Below are 18,401 nucleotides of genomic sequence, written 5' to 3'. Positions count from 1 at the left end.
ATAAATAATATAGGTAAGGAAAAAACAAATTGCAAGATTTCGAGAAAAATAGAAAGGGGTTCTTAGTTTGAACATTATCAGAGCAACTATACATTCTTTGGAGGATCTTGTGCCTTTGTTTAATGCTTACCGGGTTTTTTATCAGCAGCCAAGTGATGAAGAAGGAGTAGCAGCATTCCTTAGGGACAGAATTTCGCATAGCGAATCGGTAATTTTAATCGCTTATGAGGGGGAGAAGGCAGCAGGTTTTGTTCAATTGTATCCAACCTTCACCTCAATAGGCATGCAGAAAGCCTATATTTTAAACGACTTATTTGTTAAGAAAGAATTTAGAAGAAGAGGCACAGGCAAAGCTCTCCTTGATGAAGCCTTTCAGTTTGGAGTCAATGAAAGCATCAGGTTCATCATTTTAGAAACGGCCCCGGAAAACCATGCAGCCAAGGCCTTATATGAAAGTATGGGGATGCAGACATACAATGAGTATAATCGCTATATTAAAATTTTTAAATAAGGGTGTGCCATTATGGGCAGGGAATCTCCTGCTACCTTCAAACCTTTGGTTAGACTTTTTAGTTTTATCTATAACGGTATCTCAGTAAAAGGAACAGGCTATAGAGTTATCCATTCATAAAATAATTGACGTAGTACACTTGATTAAATTTAAGGCTGAAATTGTCAGTGCAGTTCTTGTCATATTCTCAATTTGTCTATATAAAAGCGAGGTATATGGTGAGTGTATGCAGACTAAAAGGTAAAGCAATTGCACCTCAAACGCACAGCTGATCATTTAACCCTTTCACGTATCCCTAAAAATGGTAAAATAAAGCTGGAGCTTTACGTTGAAATCATTCTGGAGGTGGTAAAATGGCACAATTAAGCAACCTGCCTAAGCCTAGGACAACTCATGCAAAGCCTAGTATTGGAAAGGCGATACTTTGCATGGGGCAGATCTTTACAATCGCCCATTAGGTAGCTTTTCTGATCGTCAGGCTTTGCACCTTATTTTAAAGTTAAACTCAAAATAAGGAGCTGGAATTATGGCCTACGTAAAAGCAACGGCAATTCTGCCAGAAGAGCTGATATCAGAAATTCAAAAATACGTACACGGTAAAACGATCTATATCCCCAAACTGGATGTTGGACACCAAAAATGGGGGGAGCGTTCTGGCGCCCGAAAATTTATAGATGACCGGAATGCGTCCATTAAATTCGAATATAAAAATGGAAGCAGTATTGATCAACTTGCCGAACAATACTATCTTTCGACTGAAACAATAAAAAAAATAATTTACAAGAAAACTTAACTTTTAAGCATTGGTGGACTCCATCAATGCTTTTTAGTATGGCGACTTCTTTTCATAAATAAAGTTTGCATTTCCAACACATCATGAACTATTTAAAATAATGAAGTGCAAAGAACTATTTAGGAGTGGAAGTAATGGAACCTTTTATTCGGAATGATCAATATAACTTTATCAGAGACCAAATTCAAGTTCTTGTTAACGGGCATACTTCTGTCAATGATCGGGAGGTCCTGAGTGCTTTGAAATCACTGGTGCTTGAAAAGTCAATAAATTTGTTTTCTGATATCAAATCGGAGCAGTTAATCATGCTAAATCGTCTCGGGGATATTCACAGAAAAGAACAGGCCGGCGAATACTTAACACAGTTAAAGCAGTTTGTTATCCCATTTAAGGAAATATCTCTGAATTCACTAAAAAAGTTATGGCCTAAAGTAAAAAAGCTGAAAATGCCACCTTTGGATGACCTTTGTTTAAAAGAGACTTCCTACCTGGGATGGGACGATGCCGGATCCCAGAAAAAATATATCCTGGTCTATCAAGACAGCAAGCCAATCGGACTGCAAGGTCATTTTACACCTAGTCATAAAAAAGGGATCTGTGCGATCTGCAATAAGTTGGAAGTAGTTGGCATGTTCCTGACAGAGAAAAAGGGAGTAGCAGAGGGCACCTTCACAAAGAGAGGAAATTATATATGCCATGATAGCGCTAAGTGCAATCAAAATCTGACCTCTTTGAAGAAATTAACTGAGTTTGTCACGTTATGTAAATAAAATATCAGGACAGCCTTTAATCGGACAAGGATAGAAAACTGTGTGGATAAAACCGGTCCAGTACAATTTATCGTATTTGGCTCCTTATTGTTGTTGTTGTTGTTGTTGTTGTTGTTTGGGGTCATGGTCAGTGCTGCTGCTATTTCGGAAGGAGTCTTTCCTCTTGGATGTGACCTGATTTTACTGAGTGTCAGTGTCATGGCCTTTTGCAATGCATATCTTTACCCTCACTTTAAAGAAAATGATAAACGTTCAAAAAGAATCCGGGAGAGAGGCATGTTCATCAGTTATTTTTTTATACTGGGCTTTATGTCGCTCCTTATGCTAGGGTTTTAGTTTCATATTATTGCGTTGACAGGATACCAGACAGTAAGCGTGTTGGCTGCCTTAACAATCATGACTGTTTTCATTACTTTTGTTGTACTTGCCAAACGGTATTAAGTAAGCTTTCCAGGCTCTCTTCACAGGTTTATGTACTCATCTCTTAGTGTATATAAAGAAGGTATTAACATTAACCTTAAGGAGGCCAATATGAGTTTATTGCAAAGAATTGCCCTGACTCTGGTAATAATTGGCGCGATAAATTGGGGGCTAATTGGATTTTTTCAATTTGACCTGGTTGCAGCGATTTTCGGCGGGCAGGATTCTGCTTTATCGAGAATTATTTACGGATTAGTTGGAATCTCTGGGTTAATTAATCTAGGATTATTGTTCAAACCAAGACCAGAATTTGAAGAGAGCCATAGTGCACATACTAATCATTAAAGATGGAGGGCTGGTTATACCAGCTCTCTATTACTGTAAGATTCTGTTTCCCGTTACTGATCGTGAAATAAATCGATGTACAAATTCCCCTTTGTTCCAACCACAGCATAGGAGATATCTTTAATTGCAAGGTTTCTTTTTTTCAGCTCACATTCTAACCATTCTCGGTCGTAAGTATGGTTGAGAACATTATTTTGCAGCATCTTGCCGTCATAGATCAATTCAACTGGCACACTTTCAGGTGAGGATTTTATATTTAAATCTTGCTTGGTAACACTTCGGTAGGATGGCTTTTTGAGTACTGAAAGAGAGCCGTTGATTTCCAAAATCGCGCATTCTACTTCTTCCAGGTTGAATATGTCTTTGGCCCGTAAAGCCTGTTTTAGGGAATCCAGCGAATAGCCCATTCGCTTCATTGATTCTTCGAGAATTTTTCCTTCCTTTATCAGTGTAGCAGGCTCTCCAGCAATCCATCTTCGCAGGCGATTTGACCTGACAGACAGCATATTCAGTACAAAAACGATGGAGCCCATCAAGAAAATAGAAATAATAAAATACAGAAATTTAATTTTAATATTAAATGCCAGATTCCCTCCAATTGTCCCCATTGTAATCGAAGCAATATAGAGGTGGTACGTCCTCTGGGCAATAGTCTGTTTCCCGAGCAGGTGGACAAAAACCCACAGGATGCTAAAAGCGATGATTGTACGTATTATAATTTCTACATATCCCGGCATTGCAAAATCCCCCGTTAATTTTGCCGTCCATTTCGTAAATGATAGTATGTTCACGTGGTTTTCTTTTTATTCTTTAAAAAAACTTGTAGGTATAGATGTAATTACACAGAAAGAATATAAATAGTTTAACCTCGATAAAAAGCAATAATGAGTTTGCTGATTTATGCAGAACAATCAAATTCTCTGGGATTGGACAAGACTTGCAAAATCAAACTCTCATTCAGCTTTTTTACGTAGGATAGTCATTCTTTTTCAACTAAAAGACTGTTCCACGAAACTGTTAAATTAGTAAAATAGCATTATTATGAATGGAATATAAAATAAAGAACCTTACTATTTTTTGAATTAATCTTTGTTGCTATGGTATTTTTGAATATGGGGGCTCAGCTCTTGCAATTCTACCATAATACAATCACATCAATGGAGCGGGGGCAAGACAATGGATGAACGGGACTGGCTCATCTTGAAGGTTTTATATGAAAAAAACAACATTACAAAAAGTGCTGAAATTTTATATATGTCACAGCCTTCCTTGACAAAAAGAATTCAGCAAATAGAAAAGGAATTCAATCTGACCATTGTCAGCCGGGGAACACGCGGCGTACAGTTTACACCCCAGGGAGAATATTTAGCCAAATGTGCAGATGAAATGCTCGAACGGCATCGAAGGATTAAAGAAACGGTCCGGAATATGGATCAGGAAGTTAGCGGTACCTTGCGCATCGCAGTTTCCAATTTCATAACAAGGCATAAGCTTCCTCAGCTTTTAAAACTTTTTCGTGAACAGTTCCCTAAAGTCAGCTATAAAGTCACAACCGGATGGAGCAGGGAGGTGTTTCAGCTTGCCTATAACCGGGATGTGCAAATTGGGATTGTTCGAGGTGACTATCAATGGCCGGAATCCCGGCAGCTTCTATTTGAAGAAAACATCTGTATCGTTTCAACTGAACACATTGAAATTCAGGATTTGCCTGTACTTCCAAGAATTGATTATGAAACGGATGCTTTACTGAAGTCGATGATTGATAACTGGTGGAGCGGCAATTTTTCAGAGCCGCCTGTTATTGGGATGGAAGTGGACAAAGCTGATACATGCAAGGAAATGGTCACAAGTGGATTAGGATATGGGATACTTCCAAGTGTGTTAGTGGAAAATCGGAATGACCTCTATAAAATCAACTTAAAAGACGATGCGGGCAACCCTCTTGTCAGGAAAACCTGGATGCTGTATCGCGAAGAATCAATGGACCTGAAGGTTGTCAAGGAGTTTGTACACTTTATAAGTAAATTGGATTTTGAACAGTTATAAGGAAAGTGTGGGAGAGTTCCCACGCTTTTTTAATATTCCATTTTTGAATGAATGCACATAATTTATTTGTATTTTAACTATAGAGTGGTGATTTTTATAATGAAAAGGAAGCATGGGGGATGGATTACCGATTTTCTTATTTATAAAAATAAAGGCACCACTAGCGATTTAATCAGAATCTTTGAAGATTCGCTGTTTTATCGGTGTTACCGTCTGGGGATGATTGTTGATGGATGTTTTGTTTCTAATTTTATTGAATGTCATTTTGCCTGTGTTCACCCTTATCGGGGCAGGAGCTTTCCTTCACCGAAAATTCACATTGGATTTGAATACGTTATCAAAACTTACAACCTATTTGCTGATGCCTGCCGTCAGTTTTGCCAATGTGTACCAGAGCAAAATGGGAAGTGCTACACTGCTTTATATCTTGACATTTTTGGCTGTTCAGAGTCTAAGCTTAATTATTCTAACCTCTTGTATCGCTAAACTAGCCAAGTTTGAGGGAGGTCTGTCCTCCACCTTTAAAAATAGTGTCGTCCTTGTCAATTCAGGGAACTTTGGTTTGCCTGTCAGCCAGCTCGTTTTCCAGCATCACCCGCTGGGTCAGTCCATACAGGTTGTGGTGATGATTTTTCAAAACCTACTTACGTATACATATGGTTTATACAATTCAGTATCTGTTGATCAGAAAGGGTTGCAGGCGATAAAGGTCTTTTTTAAAAACCCTGTCATTTATGCATTTTTGATTGGTCTGTTCCTTCATACCTTCTCTATAAAACTGCCAGGATTCCTTTGGGCTCCAATTGAAAATGCATCCTATGCTTTTGTGGCTGTCGCTCTTGTCACACTTGGAGCACAGAGCGCCTTCTTAAAAATAAACCGATTCTCTTTTCCACTGGTTTTAAGTATTATTGGGCGCCTGATCCTGTCACCGTGTCTGGCATTTTTAATTATTACGTTTTTACATCTGGAAGGGACAATCGCTCAAGCGTTATTTATTGCTAGTTCGTTTCCAACATCAAGAAACAGCTCCTTATTTGCTTTGGAATATGGAAACCATCCAGAATACGCTGCTCAAGCCGTCTTGATGTCTACCATTTTTAGTATGGTGACCGTAACTATAGTCGTCTCACTATCTAAAATATTATTCCCCTAGGGATAAAAAAAGGTCCCAATTGTAAATGGGATAACTACTGAATTGTTATTTCGATGAATTTTGGAGAAATGATAAACTGCCATCCGGGACTGTTAATTTTCTGTATTGAATTAACAGAAATTAGAAAGGATTTTACATCATGGTTGGTGAATTAAATAGTAACGTGACCAGTTATGAGAGGATGAACTCATATGAATTTTCAACACAGGATGAATGATATGAAAGCCATTCTTCATGAAAAGTCAAATAAGAATTACAGGGTGAGTTTATGAAAGAAACAGGTGCGATGCTAGGGATAAACTTTCAGGAATTGATTGAAAATTGCCCTGAAGCTGTGGCCATTTATATAGAGGACCAGTTTGTTTATCTTAATCCTGCCGGTGTGACGTTATTTCGAGCCCCTTCCCGCCAGGACAGTATTCTGGGTAAATCCGTTTTTGAAGTCATCCACCCTGATTACCATGAAACAGTATTACAAAGAATGAAAAAACTGTTAAGCGGAGAGCGGTCTGTGAATAAAACGATCGAGGAAAAAGTTATTTGTTGGGATGGATCAGTCCTTGAAGTAGAAGTTTCTGCTTCGCGAGTAACTTATTTTGGAAAGCCGGCTATTCAGGTTGTGTTTAAGGATGATACGGATCGGAGAAAGACGGCAGATGCACTTCGAATAGCTGAACAGGAATTGAACGAGTTATCTGCCCCCCTTGTTCCAATCATGAACCAAACCGCCATTCTGCCTTTAATTGGCATCTTTAATCAAGACAGACTTGACGGGATTATTCAATCTGTACCTACAAGAGTGGCGGACATGAAGATTCATCATTTAATCATTGATTGTTCGGGAATTGGTACATTTAATAAAATGGTCGCTACACAGATTTTACAATTACAGAAAATCCTTATGCTTCTAGGCGTTGGTACTGCTTTTACCGGCATAAGGCCCAGGCTTGCCCAGGCGGCTGTTCACGTAGGCTTTGATTTCTCGGGAATCATGACTTTTCAGAGTGTGCAGCAGGCACTTAGTGCCATGGAGCCATTTTAAGCAGCTTTATTTATCGTTCTATAAAATAGAGAACATATGCGTTTCTGCATTTAGTAGAAGTGCTTTTTTCTTTTAAATATTTTAGAGGTATTTGGAATGTCTAACAAAATATGAATTGGGGCAGCATAGCCGTTTCATAATAGATCCTGTCTTCCAAATAATCTTCCAGGTATTTATTTTTTATCCTGGTCTCTTTTAATGTGGCTCCTTCTACCTTCTGGCTTTCAGAAAATTACAAGCTAAACGATATCCCAGATGATCTACCATCTCAAAAAGAGGTCCGTTGAAGAAGTATTGTTTGAGAATGCACGTTATGATAGCTAAAAAAATAACCCCTTGATCCGGGTTATTTTTTTATGCCTATTTGTCTGCGGAACATCTCCTGAACATTGTGGTTGTTTGCCACAATATCACCGGCCCATAATAAGAAAGAAGGGGCCTGACTGCATCGCTTTAAAGCGTTGCGGGTCAGGCACTCTTTATTTTGATAAAGTGGCATACACAAAGTAGGCGGCTATACACTAAAATAGGTTTCAATGCGTTGAAGCTATTTTGTACAAAGAGTTGATGTGTTTGCACTCTTTCATTTTTGTGCTTAAGATAGTATGTGGATATTATTTCCTATTATTTATCCTATGAAGAGCTTCTTATCCTATTGTAGTGGCACTTGCAGGTGTCTGCCGGGAGAATCGAACAAAATAAAGAAAGTGAGGGGGAAATAGTGAATCCCTTTTTTACACCTAAATGGGTAACTATTTATGTTATCGTTTTAATAACCATCGGAACGTTCGTAGACCGTACTTATGAAGGAACCATGCTTTTAGCCAGCCTGATGATTTGTACATGGCTAGCGATTTCACTGCATGAGCTTGGCCATTTTCTGTTTGGGAAATGGTGTGGATATGACTTTATCTTTTTAGCATTCGGACCTGTTTTAATAGAAAAAGAGAGTGCTGGCGTAAGGGTAAAGGAAAACAGAAATTGGTTATTTTTTGGCGGCGTTGCCATGATGACACCTCCCCAAGAGAAAAGAGAAAGCCTAATGAAAAAAATGGCTTTATACACTGCGGGCGGCCCTTTCATATCTCTTCTTTTAGCACTCTTCGGGTTAGGTCTATATGAGCTATTTTCTTATCAAATGTTATTCTACTTTGCTTTAATGAATGGGACTATATTAATGGCAACGATGCTGCCCTTAAAAGGAAGCATGAAAACAGATGGATATGTGCTCTTTACACTGATGAAAAATAATGACCAGTCAAGATTACTGATGGAGGATCTCCTTGTATCAAAAGAGCTTCTCAGCAGCAAACATCCATCACAATATAGTTGTGAATATATCCAATTGGCAAAGGAAAAGCCTCCTACGGTTGATAATTTACAATACGCAATGCTGATTTATTATCATGAAATAGAGAAGAATGGCTTACTGGCTGCTGTAAATGCATTGAAAGAGTATTCTGCGATTCCAGTAACATCTAAAAATAAAGTGCAGATAGGGTTCCTGATTCATATGAAGCAGCTTGCACATTTTTTAACAGGTGATGCAGAAATAGAAAAGATGGAAAAATATCAACAATTGTTAGGGAAAATGGAGCCTGTTTCCTATTATCGAGGAAAAGCCATCATTGCTCATATGGAGGGTGACAAACAAACTTCCAAGGAAAACATAAAGAAAGTCAGTAAAATCATTAGTCAAAATGAAAAAATGTATGGGTTTCTAACAGCTGAAAAGACATTAACGCGTCTTGTAAAGAATAAGATTGGAGACTAAACGTTAGAAAGATCGGCATTTTGTCCAATCTCTTTTTTAACGAAAAAAAATAATAATAGAATAGTAATAAATATAAAATATGGTATAATCTTCAAGATGTAAAGGTCATAAAAAGGGGGGTATATGTTTGGGAAACGATTTTATTAAGATGAATCAGGGAATCAATAATTGGAAAAGGTATCTATTTTCATTCATTCTGTTTCTATTATTTTTGTTCCTGGGTTCTGTAGGGTACCTTTTTGCTTTAGCCGCGTTTGCCGCCGCAGATGGAAATCCCGATTCATATTTTGACCTAGAGGGTATGGTTGGTGTTAATGTGGACCCAGTCTACGATTTTGTATTTTCCAATCTTACCTACGTCTTTTGGTTTTTGGGATTGTTTTTATTCATGAGGCTTATTCATAAGCGTAAATTTAAAACGCTTGTTACGCCTAAGGAAAAAATTGACTGGAAGCGGGTCCTTTGGGGGTTTGGCATATTCTTTGCCCTTGTGGCTGGAACCTCACTGATTGATTTCCTGTTAAATCCCAGTGATTATTCTCTTAATCAAATAAAAGCACAGGATTTTATTAAACTATTTCTATTTGTTCTCATTCTCACTCCAATTCAAACAACGGCAGAGGAAGTCTTTTTCCGAGGCTACCTGATGCAGTGGTTCGGAAGGAAGATTAATAATAAGATACTGTTATCAGTAATTGTTGGCTTAATCTTCGCTTCGCTTCACTTTGGAAATCCTGAAATGAATTATTCCGCCTTTTTTGTTGGAAGTGACTATATTCTTTCAGGGGTCTTATGGTGTTATATCACAGCAAGAACAAACAGTGCAGAATTAACCATCGGTGCACATGCTGCCAATAATATGTTCATCGGCTGGTTTTTAACCATGGACCATTCCGCTTTTGGAAAGCTTCCCTCTCTGTTTGTCATTAATGATATCGACCCTAAAACTTCGCTGTTGTGGAGTTTTGTGTCCTTATCACTGTTTTCATATTTTGCCATAAAAAAATTTGGGAAAAACGATCATTTTAGTACGCCAGGAAGGACTGCCATAAAGTAGTTGATGCATTTGTAAAGTCCCAGAATTCATGCGTCTTTGATCAGTTGCATAGAAATCAATGCCTTCTTGAATAGGGAAGGTGATGAAAATTAAGTACCTCACAATTAATTAATTACTCTCCAAAACCGCGTACATAATGCGGTTTTTCTTTATAAGGTTTGCTATTCAGGATGAACGTTTTTTCATAAAAACCTTGATAAAAGAATACAACAGACATTGCATCACCATTTACTGCCCAACAGATTACTGCGGCTGTAAATATAATCCAAATGACATATTACCAATTTCCCTTTTACCTACTGTCTCTTTCTCTTGATAGGAAAGAAGTATTATAGACATCTATACCAGTTATCACTTACACTTCTCCTATAGATGTGTAAGCGCTAACAATTCTGTGAAATCCCACGATGCGCCTGCAAATTCACTGAAAAAGGAGGCTATATGAAAAAGAACCTTTTATTGATTCCTGCCGTGGCCGCTCTTCTTTTGAGTGTTCCTGCTGCTTTTTCAGGAGGGGGCTGGAACGATGTTCAGTCTATTGAACACAAGGATAAGCACATCTCTAATCCTGTCCGTCCTCAGCCAGGTTTTGTATGGGACACAGCTGTTCAGCCAAGATATAAGGTCCTTCACCCATCATCTCCTAAAGGAGCTGGCATGAGGGCGGCCTCGCTAAACGAAATCGATCAGATCATGGACAAAGCGATTTCGGATCAAATCATGCCGGGGGCTGTGGTGTTGGTAGCGAGAGGCGGAAAAGTTGTAAAACATTCTGCATATGGCTTTTCTGCAAGGTATGCAGACGACTCATTTTCAGAATTAGAAAACCTCATTCCCATGAACACGTATACCATTTTCGACTTAGCTTCCATCTCAAAGATTTTTACATCTGTCGCAGTGATGATTCTGCATGAGAAAGGATTGATTGAACTCGACCAGCATGCAGCAGTTTATATTCCTGAATTTGCACAGGCAGGAAAGGAATCTGTCACGGTCCGTCAGCTGTTAACCCATACTTCCGGATTAGAGGCCTGGATTCCCTTATATTCGAAAGGACATTCAAGAGAAGAGCGCCTGCAGCTTGTTTTTAAACAACCGTTAAAAAACGAGCCAGGGACAGTCTACACCTATAGCGACTTAAATATGATTACATTGGGAGCAATAGTGGAAAAACTAACAGCTCAGCCCCTTGATGAGTTTGTCAAGGAGTATATTACCGGCCCATTAGGGATGAAGGACACCATGTATAATCCACCATTAGCGTTACAGAAGCGCATTGCTGCGACAGAGTATCAGCCTTTGCTTAAAAGGGGGCTGGTCTGGGGCCAGGTACATGATGAAAATGCCTGGTCATTGGACGGAGTTGCTGGGCATGCCGGTGTGTTCTCAACAGCTAGTGATTTGGCAAAGTTTGCTTCTATTTTTCTCAATGAAGGGAAATATGCAGGCAAAAGAATACTTTCGCCTGAATCCGTTCACGCGCTGCTGGAGAATCAAAACACCACCTTTCCAGGTGATGATCATGGATTGGGCTGGGAGCTGAACCAAGGCTGGTATATGGATGCCATGTCAGATGGGGATTCTTTTGGGCATACAGGTTATACAGGGACCTCCATTGTCGTAAACCCCTCCAACAAGACGATTGCCATCCTGCTTACCAACCGGGTGCACCCATCAAGATCAACCGTTTCTGTCAACCAGACACGGCGTTTATTTGCAAGACGGGTGGCGGATTCTATTCCAGTCACCATTCCCGGGAAAGGGAACACATGGTTTTCCGGTTATGGAGACAATCAAAACAAGGTACTGGAAACTGACCTTTCATTAAGAGAAACAGGAATATTTTCTTTTAAACAGTGGCACCGCATGGAAGGAAATGCCGATTTTGGTTTTGTAGAAGTTTATCGGGATGGAGCGTGGCAGCAGCTTGCGAAGTTTACGGCAAACAGCCAGGACTGGGAAAAGACAGAGCTAATATTGCCAAAAGAGGCTTCCAAACTGCGTTTCCGTTATCAAACAGATGGATCAGTCAATGGCCGCGGCTGGTATATTTATAATCCTGAGGTTAAAACAGAAGGGAAGACCAGTGAACTGCCTCTGACCAGCAGCGACTGGCTGCAAAGAAATTACTAAATCAGCAATTAAAAGGGAGAGAGACGATGGGGCGCTATGTAAAAAAATCAATGATAACAATGATTGCCTTAGTACTGCTGATCATGCAAATCCCTGTTCAAGGGGAGGCTGCACCAAACATCAAAGACCTGGTCATTGACCTGAACATACCTCAGGTCAATAGGAAAGTGAAGAATCAGTCTATTCAATTAAAAGCACTTCAAGTTCTAAAAGACGGTCATTTCCAGCTGGCTGCTGAAAACCTGACCTGGAGTTCCTCTAATAAAAATGTTGCCACTGTCAATGAGAAGGGAGAAGTTACACTTACAGGGCATAAAGGAAAGACGTATATCAAAGTGAGAGATGGCCACTTCAGCGACCGAATCGCCATCCAGTGCAAAGGCCGTGATGGGGAAATCCACATAAATAAGAGCAAACAGGAACGGTATAATCTGATTGGCCACGCAATCAGCTCTATGTCTCTAGAAGAAAAGGTGGGCCAAATGCTGATGCCTGATTTCAGGACATGGAAAGGGAAAAATGTAACGGAAATGCAGCCTGAGATTGAGGAGCTCGTCAAGGAGTACCATCTGGGAGGTGTCATCCTTTTCCGTGAAAACGTGGTGACAACTGAACAAACAACTGAGCTGGTTTCTGCCTATCAGGATGCTGCTGAAAAATATGGGCTGCTAATGACCATTGATCAGGAAGGCGGAATTGTCACCAGGCTGCAGTCTGGTACAGATATGCCTGGCAATATGGCTCTGGGGGCTGCCAGGTCAGAAACACTTTCACAGCAGGTGGGGAAGGCTATTGGCGAAGAACTGAGTGCTCTTGGAATCAATATGAACCTTGCTCCCGTACTTGACGTCAACAATAATCCTGATAATCCTGTCATAGGAGTAAGATCCTTTGGAGAAAGTCCAGAGCTTGTGGCCCAAATGGGGAATGCCTATATCGGCGGGCTTCAAGAGAGCGGCATTGCTGCGACCGCCAAGCATTTTCCAGGGCATGGGGACACAGCGGTCGACTCCCACCTGGGACTTCCTGAAGTTCCCCATGATCTCGATAGGCTTAAGCAGGTAGAACTCTATCCATTCCAGCAGGCCATGAATGCTGGTATTGATGCTATCATGACTGCACATGTCACTTTTCCTAAGATTGACAGCACAAAAGCCAGTTCACAAAAAGACGGAACAGAAATTTCCATTCCTGCCACCCTGTCCAGTAAAGTACTGACAGGACTCATGCGTGAAGAAATGGACTTTGAAGGGGTTATCATTACGGATGCCATGAATATGCAGGCCATCAGTGACCATTTCGGACCAGTCGATGCTGCCATCCGTGCTGTTAAAGCAGGTACTGATATTGTACTGATGCCAGTAGGGATTAAAGAAGTAGCCAATGGATTATATGAAGCGATCCGCTCTGGAGAAATTACTGAAGATAGAATCGAGCAGTCGGTTGAACGCATTTTGGCCCTTAAAATCAACAGGGGGATTCTAAAATCAGAAAGTGAGGCCAGTCTTGAAGAAAAAGTTAGCAATGCATTGATGACAGTGGGATCACCCGAACATAAACAGGTGGAAAAGGAAGTTGCGAACAAGTCCATTACGCTGATTAAAAACGAGGAGGTTCTTCCGCTACGACCAGCACCAAGCGACAAAATCGCCGTTATTGGAAACTCCTATCTTGCTGATTTGGCTTCCCAGGTGGCACATCATCATGACAACGTCATGGTAATCAATGCAACAAAGCCCCTCACTGAAGCGGAGCTTTCTAAAATCAAACAGGCGAATTATATTATTTTGGGAACATCAACGTCCAGTGTTGCCGGAAGATCGGCGAACAGCGATCAAATGAAGCTCGCCAATCAGCTCATTGACCAAACAAATGCACCAGTAATAGCTGTCGGAATCAGGAACCCGTACGATATAATGGCTTACCCAGGTGTTGACGCGTACCTCGTTCAATACGGGTTCAGGCCGTCCAGCTTTAAGGCGATGGCGGACACCATTTTTGGAGAGAACCAGCCGTCAGGCAAGCTGCCAGTCACCATTTTTTCTCAAACAGGTGACAAATTGTTCAGTTTTGGCCATGGATTAAGCTATTAATCTACCTAAAGAAAGAGGAGATAAACATGAAGAAGTGGCTTTCAGGCATCCTTGCCATGGTATTGATCCTTTCAAGCATCACTGCAGCCCTCGCTGGGGGAGAAAAGCAAAAAAAGCGCAAACAATTCCGGCTGGGTATAGAAGTTCTGCTTGAGGACCGCCTCGACCTCATCAAGGGGAAGCGAGTGGGTTTGATTACAAACCCCACTGGTGTTGACCAGAAGATGAATAGTATTGTCGACAGGCTTTTCAAACAGCCAGACGTCGAGCTTACCGCTTTATTTGGGCCGGAACACGGTGTGCGCGGCAGTGCCCAGGCAGGTCAATATGTGGAAAAATATACGGATGAAATAACCGGGCTTCCAGTCTACAGCCTTTATGGAAGCACTAAAAAACCTACACCGGAGATGCTAGAAAATGTGGATATACTGTTGTTTGATATCCAGGATGTTGGGAGCCGTTTCTACACCTATATTTATACTATGGCACTTGCCATGGAAGCCGCGAAAGAAAACGGGATCCCGATCGTAGTTCTTGACAGGCCAAACCCCATTTCAGGTACAAAGGTTGAAGGCCCTGTGCTGGAAGATCCATACTCATCCTTCATTGGAGAATATCCTATACCTGTCCGGCACGGGATGACAGCAGGGGAATTAGCGAAGCTTTTCAACACGGAATTCGGTATCGGGGCGGACCTCACTGTTGTTGAAATGGAAGGATGGAAACGGAATATGTATTATGATGAGACGGGTTTGCCTTTTGTCCTTCCATCACCAAACATACCGACTCTTGAAACTGCGCTGGTCTATCCTGGTGCTGCCTTGATTGAAGGAACCAATGTATCCGAGGGCCGTGGCACTACCAAACCTTTCGAACTGATTGGAGCGCCTTTCATCAACAGTACCGATCTTGCCCAAAAGCTGAATGCCCTTAACCTGCCTGGGGTCACGTTCAGGGCTGCATCTTTTGTGCCGACTTTCTCCAAACATGCAAATGTCCTGTCACACGGGGTACAGATTCATGTGACCGACCGGAAGTCCTTTAGGCCTTTTGAAACCGGGCTGCATCTCGTAAAAATGATCCATGATCTGTATCCGGATAAATTTCAATTCAGGCAGCCAAACAGCAGCGGGATCTCCTTCTTTGACAATCTGACCGGAAATGGTTCAATCAGAGCCGGCATAGAAAGTGGAAAATCCATTGAAGAAATGAAGAAGGAATGGGAACCTGAACAGGAAAAATTCATGGAGGTACGTGAAAAGTATCTCTTATATTAAAGATTCATCATCGTACACGGATACTAAATCTAAAATAATGCTTTATGGGCCTCTTTACGCAGGAGGTCCTATTTTTATTTATAAAATTTTTACTTGTAAGACAATCTGCCAAAAGAATCATAATTGTTTTTAAAACTGATATAATATTTTATAAAGTAAGAGAATAAAATAAAAATATATTTTACAAAAGGGGTTATTCATGAGATTTCCATTATTAGCGATAGACCTGGACGGAACGCTTTTTAATGATCACAAAGAAATAGACCCAGTAAATATCCATGCGATTCATCGTTACAGGGAGCTCGGCGGAAAGGTTGTCATTTGCAGCGGCCGTTCGCCGTTGTCCACAAAGTGGGTTGCCGAAACCATAGGATTGTGCGAACCTATCATCGCCTATAATGGTTCCATAATTTTAGATGAAAACGGTGAAATAATCGAGACCTCCAATTTTCAGCAGGGAACACTTATTTCTTTCTTGGACAGCTGTCAGACAAGAGGAATTTATGCTCATTTTTACGAGGGTGATACATTGTTGATTCCAGAGGAAAACGAATGGAATGACAAGTGGATTGAAAATAATATCCCCTTGCTTGCACACTCTGGCGGCACATTGGAAGGCTGCAATAGATATCGCAGCCAGTGCCAGGTGAAACTCATTGATGATTTATTTCAGTATATTTCTGAGAACATGCCCAAAATATCTAAGATTGCTGTCTTTGATAAAGCGCATGATTTAAGGGAGTTTTCACATCAGCTAGCTTCGAAACACGAGATGGAAATCAGCTCTTCCTTCAATTATGCGAATCTTGAAATTTCACCAGCAGGCGTTTCAAAGGGCACTTCTTTATTGAGGCTCGCCGACCTATTAAAGATTCCCTTGTCTAGAGTGGCTGCTATAGGTGACAACTATAATGATGTACAGATGTTAAAAACAGCTGGACTGGGGATTGCAATGGGAAATGCTCCTTCTGAAGTAAAGGCACAAGCTGATACAGTGACAAACGATAATAATGCGGGTGGAATTGCAGCAGCCATTAATGAGTATTTGTTTTAAGCACTGAAAAATATTTTCAAAGAATTAGAGTAATTATTGAAACAAAATTTTTACCAATATATAATGGTTAATAGTAACCGCTTTCAAAAAATGGAGGATTAATATATGGACCAGGATCTTACTGCTCTGACGACAGAAACAAGGAACAGGAATTCCATGCAAATCGATACAGCAGAACCACTATCCATTCTGGAAACTATGAACAGCGAGGACCAGAAAATAGCCTTAGCTGTCAATAAGGTGCTGCCTGATGTGGAAGCCGCTGTTCAGTTTGCCTTTCAGTCCTTCCAAAATGGCGGACGGCTGATCTATATGGGTGCAGGGACGAGCGGAAGGCTCGGCATACTTGATGCCGTCGAATGCCCGCCGACATTCAGCACTTCTCCAGAAATGGTTCAAGGATTGATGGCAGGCGGAGAGGGTGCTTTCGTAAAAGCAGTTGAGGGTGCAGAGGATAAACCGGAATGGGGAGAAGCTGACTTAAAAAGAATCAACTTAAGTGAACATGATACAGTAATTGGAATAGCGGCGAGCGGCCGTACCCCTTATGTGATCGGCGGCCTGAAATATGCCCTGAGCGTAGGTGCTAAAACCGTGCCCTGTCCTGCAATAAAGGTGCAGAAATCAGCAAAGAAGCACACCAAAAAATTGAGGTGATCGTCGGACCTGAAGTACTGGCTGGGTCCACAAGACTAAAAGCAGCCACTGCCCATAAAATGATCCTGAATATGATTTCTACAGCCTCCATGATCCTGCTGGGGAAGGCTTACGAGAATTTAATGGTTGATGTCCACGTCAGCAACCATAAGCTAAAGGTACGTGCCATTAACATAATCTGCCAGATCACAGGGGTGTCATCCAATGCTGCTGAGGAAGCTCTGGAATCTGCCGGCCTCCAGGTTAAACCAGCAATTGTAATGTTAAAAGCCGATATTAACGCCAAGCGTGCAGCCGAGCTGCTTAAACAGGCAAACGGGTATGTTCGCAATGCGATTCTTCTGGCTAATAAAGACAGAGATTAAAGGTGGGTTTCATCATGGCAACAGGCGGTCTAAAAATGATCGAAAATATGCTCGGGCAGCTGCCTGCTTCAGAGCAGAAGATAGCAGAGTACATTCTTCAAAACCCGCATGCAGTTGTGAACAGGACTGTCAATGAATTGGGGGTTAAAGCCGGTGCAAGCGGGGCTGCCGTTGTCCGGCTGTGCAAATCATTGGGAGTAAACGGATTTCAAGATTTAAAGTTCAGGATTGCCGGGGATTTGGCAAAACCGGTGGAACGGGGCTATCGTGATATTGAACCGGGGGAAAGCTTTTTATCCATCGTTCAAAAGACAACCAGCAACAGTATACAAAGCCTGAAGGATACAGAAGAACTCATTAATCTTGAAGAACTTGAAAAGGCGGTAAAAGCCTTGAAACAGGCATCCAATGTCCATTTATATGGAATAGGGGCTTCCCATATCATCGCATTGGATGCCCAGCAAAAGCTGATTCGAATCAACAAGGGGGCAACAGCCTTTTCAGATTCCCACCTTGTTGCTACTTTGATCGCTAATGCAAAAAAAGAGGATGTGTTCTTCGGAATTTCCTTTTCAGGTGAAACTCCTGAAGTGGTAAAAGTCATGACTCTCGCTAAAGAACAGGGCATAAAGACGATTTCTCTGACCATATATGGCAATACTACCTTATCTGCCCTTTCAGATATTAAGCTTTACACAGCCTATTCAGCTGAGGCTCCTTTCCGGAGTGGTGCCACATCTTCAAGGCTTGCCCAGCTTTATGTGATCGATATTTTGTTTTTATCGATGGCAACCGCCCAATATGCGGAGACCATAGATTCTATTGACAAAACAAGAGATGCAATCCGGTTCCTGAAAGAGAGGAACTAAGGGGAGTGGTGAATTATTTTTGAAAGGCTAAAGGCGGCA

The 18,401-nt window shown here is 41.1% G+C and carries 16 protein-coding genes and 1 pseudogene; 16 read left to right on the top strand and 1 reads right to left on the bottom strand.

The genetic code is table 11. From position 1 onward, the window contains the following. Positions 1-67: 67 nt before the first annotated feature. The 5 genes from EV146_RS07810 (at position 68) to EV146_RS07790 (ending at position 2,839) form a co-directional block, all read left to right on the top strand. Positions 68-511 carry a GNAT family N-acetyltransferase gene (locus EV146_RS07810; protein WP_132004288.1) on the top strand — a complete coding sequence of 148 codons (444 nt, stop codon included), beginning with the start codon at positions 68-70 and terminating at the stop codon, positions 509-511. 526 nt (positions 512-1,037) lie between these two features. Then, a complete protein-coding gene (locus EV146_RS07805) occupies positions 1,038-1,304 on the top strand; it encodes a CD3324 family protein (protein ID WP_132004285.1) in 267 nt (88 codons plus the stop codon). A 134-nt stretch (positions 1,305-1,438) separates the two neighbouring features. Further along, on the top strand, positions 1,439-2,074 hold the full coding sequence (locus tag EV146_RS07800) for a FusB/FusC family EF-G-binding protein (protein WP_132004282.1): 636 nt from the start codon (positions 1,439-1,441) through the stop codon (positions 2,072-2,074). Between the two features lie 42 nt (positions 2,075-2,116). Beyond that, positions 2,117-2,410, top strand: a complete 294-nt coding sequence (locus EV146_RS07795; RefSeq protein ID WP_241993852.1) for a hypothetical protein — start codon at positions 2,117-2,119, stop codon at positions 2,408-2,410. Between the two features lie 195 nt (positions 2,411-2,605). Next, positions 2,606-2,839, top strand: coding sequence for a DUF378 domain-containing protein (locus tag EV146_RS07790; protein ID WP_132004279.1), 234 nt, complete (start codon positions 2,606-2,608; stop codon positions 2,837-2,839). 53 nt (positions 2,840-2,892) lie between these two features. Here EV146_RS07790 and EV146_RS07785 read toward each other — a convergent pair whose 3' ends face one another. Next, on the bottom strand, positions 2,893-3,576 hold the full coding sequence (locus EV146_RS07785; RefSeq protein WP_132004276.1) for a DUF421 domain-containing protein: 684 nt from the start codon (positions 3,574-3,576) through the stop codon (positions 2,893-2,895). Positions 3,577-4,015: 439 nt separating this feature from the next. Between EV146_RS07785 and EV146_RS07780 the strand changes: the two genes are divergently transcribed. The 11 genes and pseudogenes from EV146_RS07780 to EV146_RS07730 all read left to right on the top strand — a co-directional run bounded on the left by EV146_RS07780 (position 4,016) and on the right by EV146_RS07730 (position 18,362). After that, positions 4,016-4,885, top strand: a complete 870-nt coding sequence (locus EV146_RS07780; RefSeq protein ID WP_132004273.1) for a LysR family transcriptional regulator — start codon at positions 4,016-4,018, stop codon at positions 4,883-4,885. 229 nt (positions 4,886-5,114) lie between these two features. Then, complete coding sequence (locus EV146_RS07775; protein ID WP_132004270.1) at positions 5,115-6,041, top strand: AEC family transporter; 927 nt, start codon at positions 5,115-5,117, stop codon at positions 6,039-6,041. A gap of 268 nt (positions 6,042-6,309) precedes the next feature. Beyond that, complete coding sequence (locus tag EV146_RS07770; protein WP_132004267.1) at positions 6,310-7,083, top strand: PAS domain S-box protein; 774 nt, start codon at positions 6,310-6,312, stop codon at positions 7,081-7,083. Positions 7,084-7,804: 721 nt separating this feature from the next. Beyond that, positions 7,805-8,857 (top strand): site-2 protease family protein, encoded by a 1,053-nt coding sequence (locus tag EV146_RS07765; protein ID WP_132004264.1) that lies wholly within the window; start codon positions 7,805-7,807, stop codon positions 8,855-8,857. A 127-nt stretch (positions 8,858-8,984) separates the two neighbouring features. Further along, positions 8,985-9,914: a CPBP family intramembrane glutamic endopeptidase gene (locus tag EV146_RS07760; RefSeq protein ID WP_132004261.1), complete on the top strand. Its 930-nt coding sequence runs from the start codon at positions 8,985-8,987 to the stop codon at positions 9,912-9,914. Between the two features lie 441 nt (positions 9,915-10,355). Beyond that, positions 10,356-12,047, top strand: coding sequence for a serine hydrolase domain-containing protein (locus EV146_RS07755; RefSeq protein WP_132004258.1), 1,692 nt, complete (start codon positions 10,356-10,358; stop codon positions 12,045-12,047). Between the two features lie 26 nt (positions 12,048-12,073). Then, on the top strand, positions 12,074-14,140 hold the full coding sequence (locus tag EV146_RS07750) for a glycoside hydrolase family 3 protein (protein ID WP_132004255.1): 2,067 nt from the start codon (positions 12,074-12,076) through the stop codon (positions 14,138-14,140). A gap of 26 nt (positions 14,141-14,166) precedes the next feature. Next, positions 14,167-15,417 (top strand): exo-beta-N-acetylmuramidase NamZ family protein, encoded by a 1,251-nt coding sequence (locus EV146_RS07745; RefSeq protein ID WP_132004252.1) that lies wholly within the window; start codon positions 14,167-14,169, stop codon positions 15,415-15,417. A 199-nt stretch (positions 15,418-15,616) separates the two neighbouring features. Beyond that, positions 15,617-16,471 (top strand): HAD family hydrolase, encoded by an 855-nt coding sequence (locus tag EV146_RS07740; protein ID WP_132004249.1) that lies wholly within the window; start codon positions 15,617-15,619, stop codon positions 16,469-16,471. A gap of 105 nt (positions 16,472-16,576) precedes the next feature. Continuing rightward, a pseudogene (gene murQ, locus EV146_RS07735) lies at positions 16,577-17,493 on the top strand (N-acetylmuramic acid 6-phosphate etherase). A gap of 14 nt (positions 17,494-17,507) precedes the next feature. Next, on the top strand, positions 17,508-18,362 hold the full coding sequence (locus tag EV146_RS07730; protein ID WP_132004246.1) for a MurR/RpiR family transcriptional regulator: 855 nt from the start codon (positions 17,508-17,510) through the stop codon (positions 18,360-18,362). Positions 18,363-18,401: the final 39 nt, after the last annotated feature.

Origin of the sequence: Mesobacillus foraminis (genome assembly GCF_004340465.1) — a bacterium.
Lineage (GTDB): Bacteria > Bacillota > Bacilli > Bacillales > Cytobacillaceae > Mesobacillus_B > Mesobacillus_B foraminis.
Note: the sequence above shows the minus strand (reverse complement) of the source record. Positions and strands in the feature narration are given on the sequence as shown.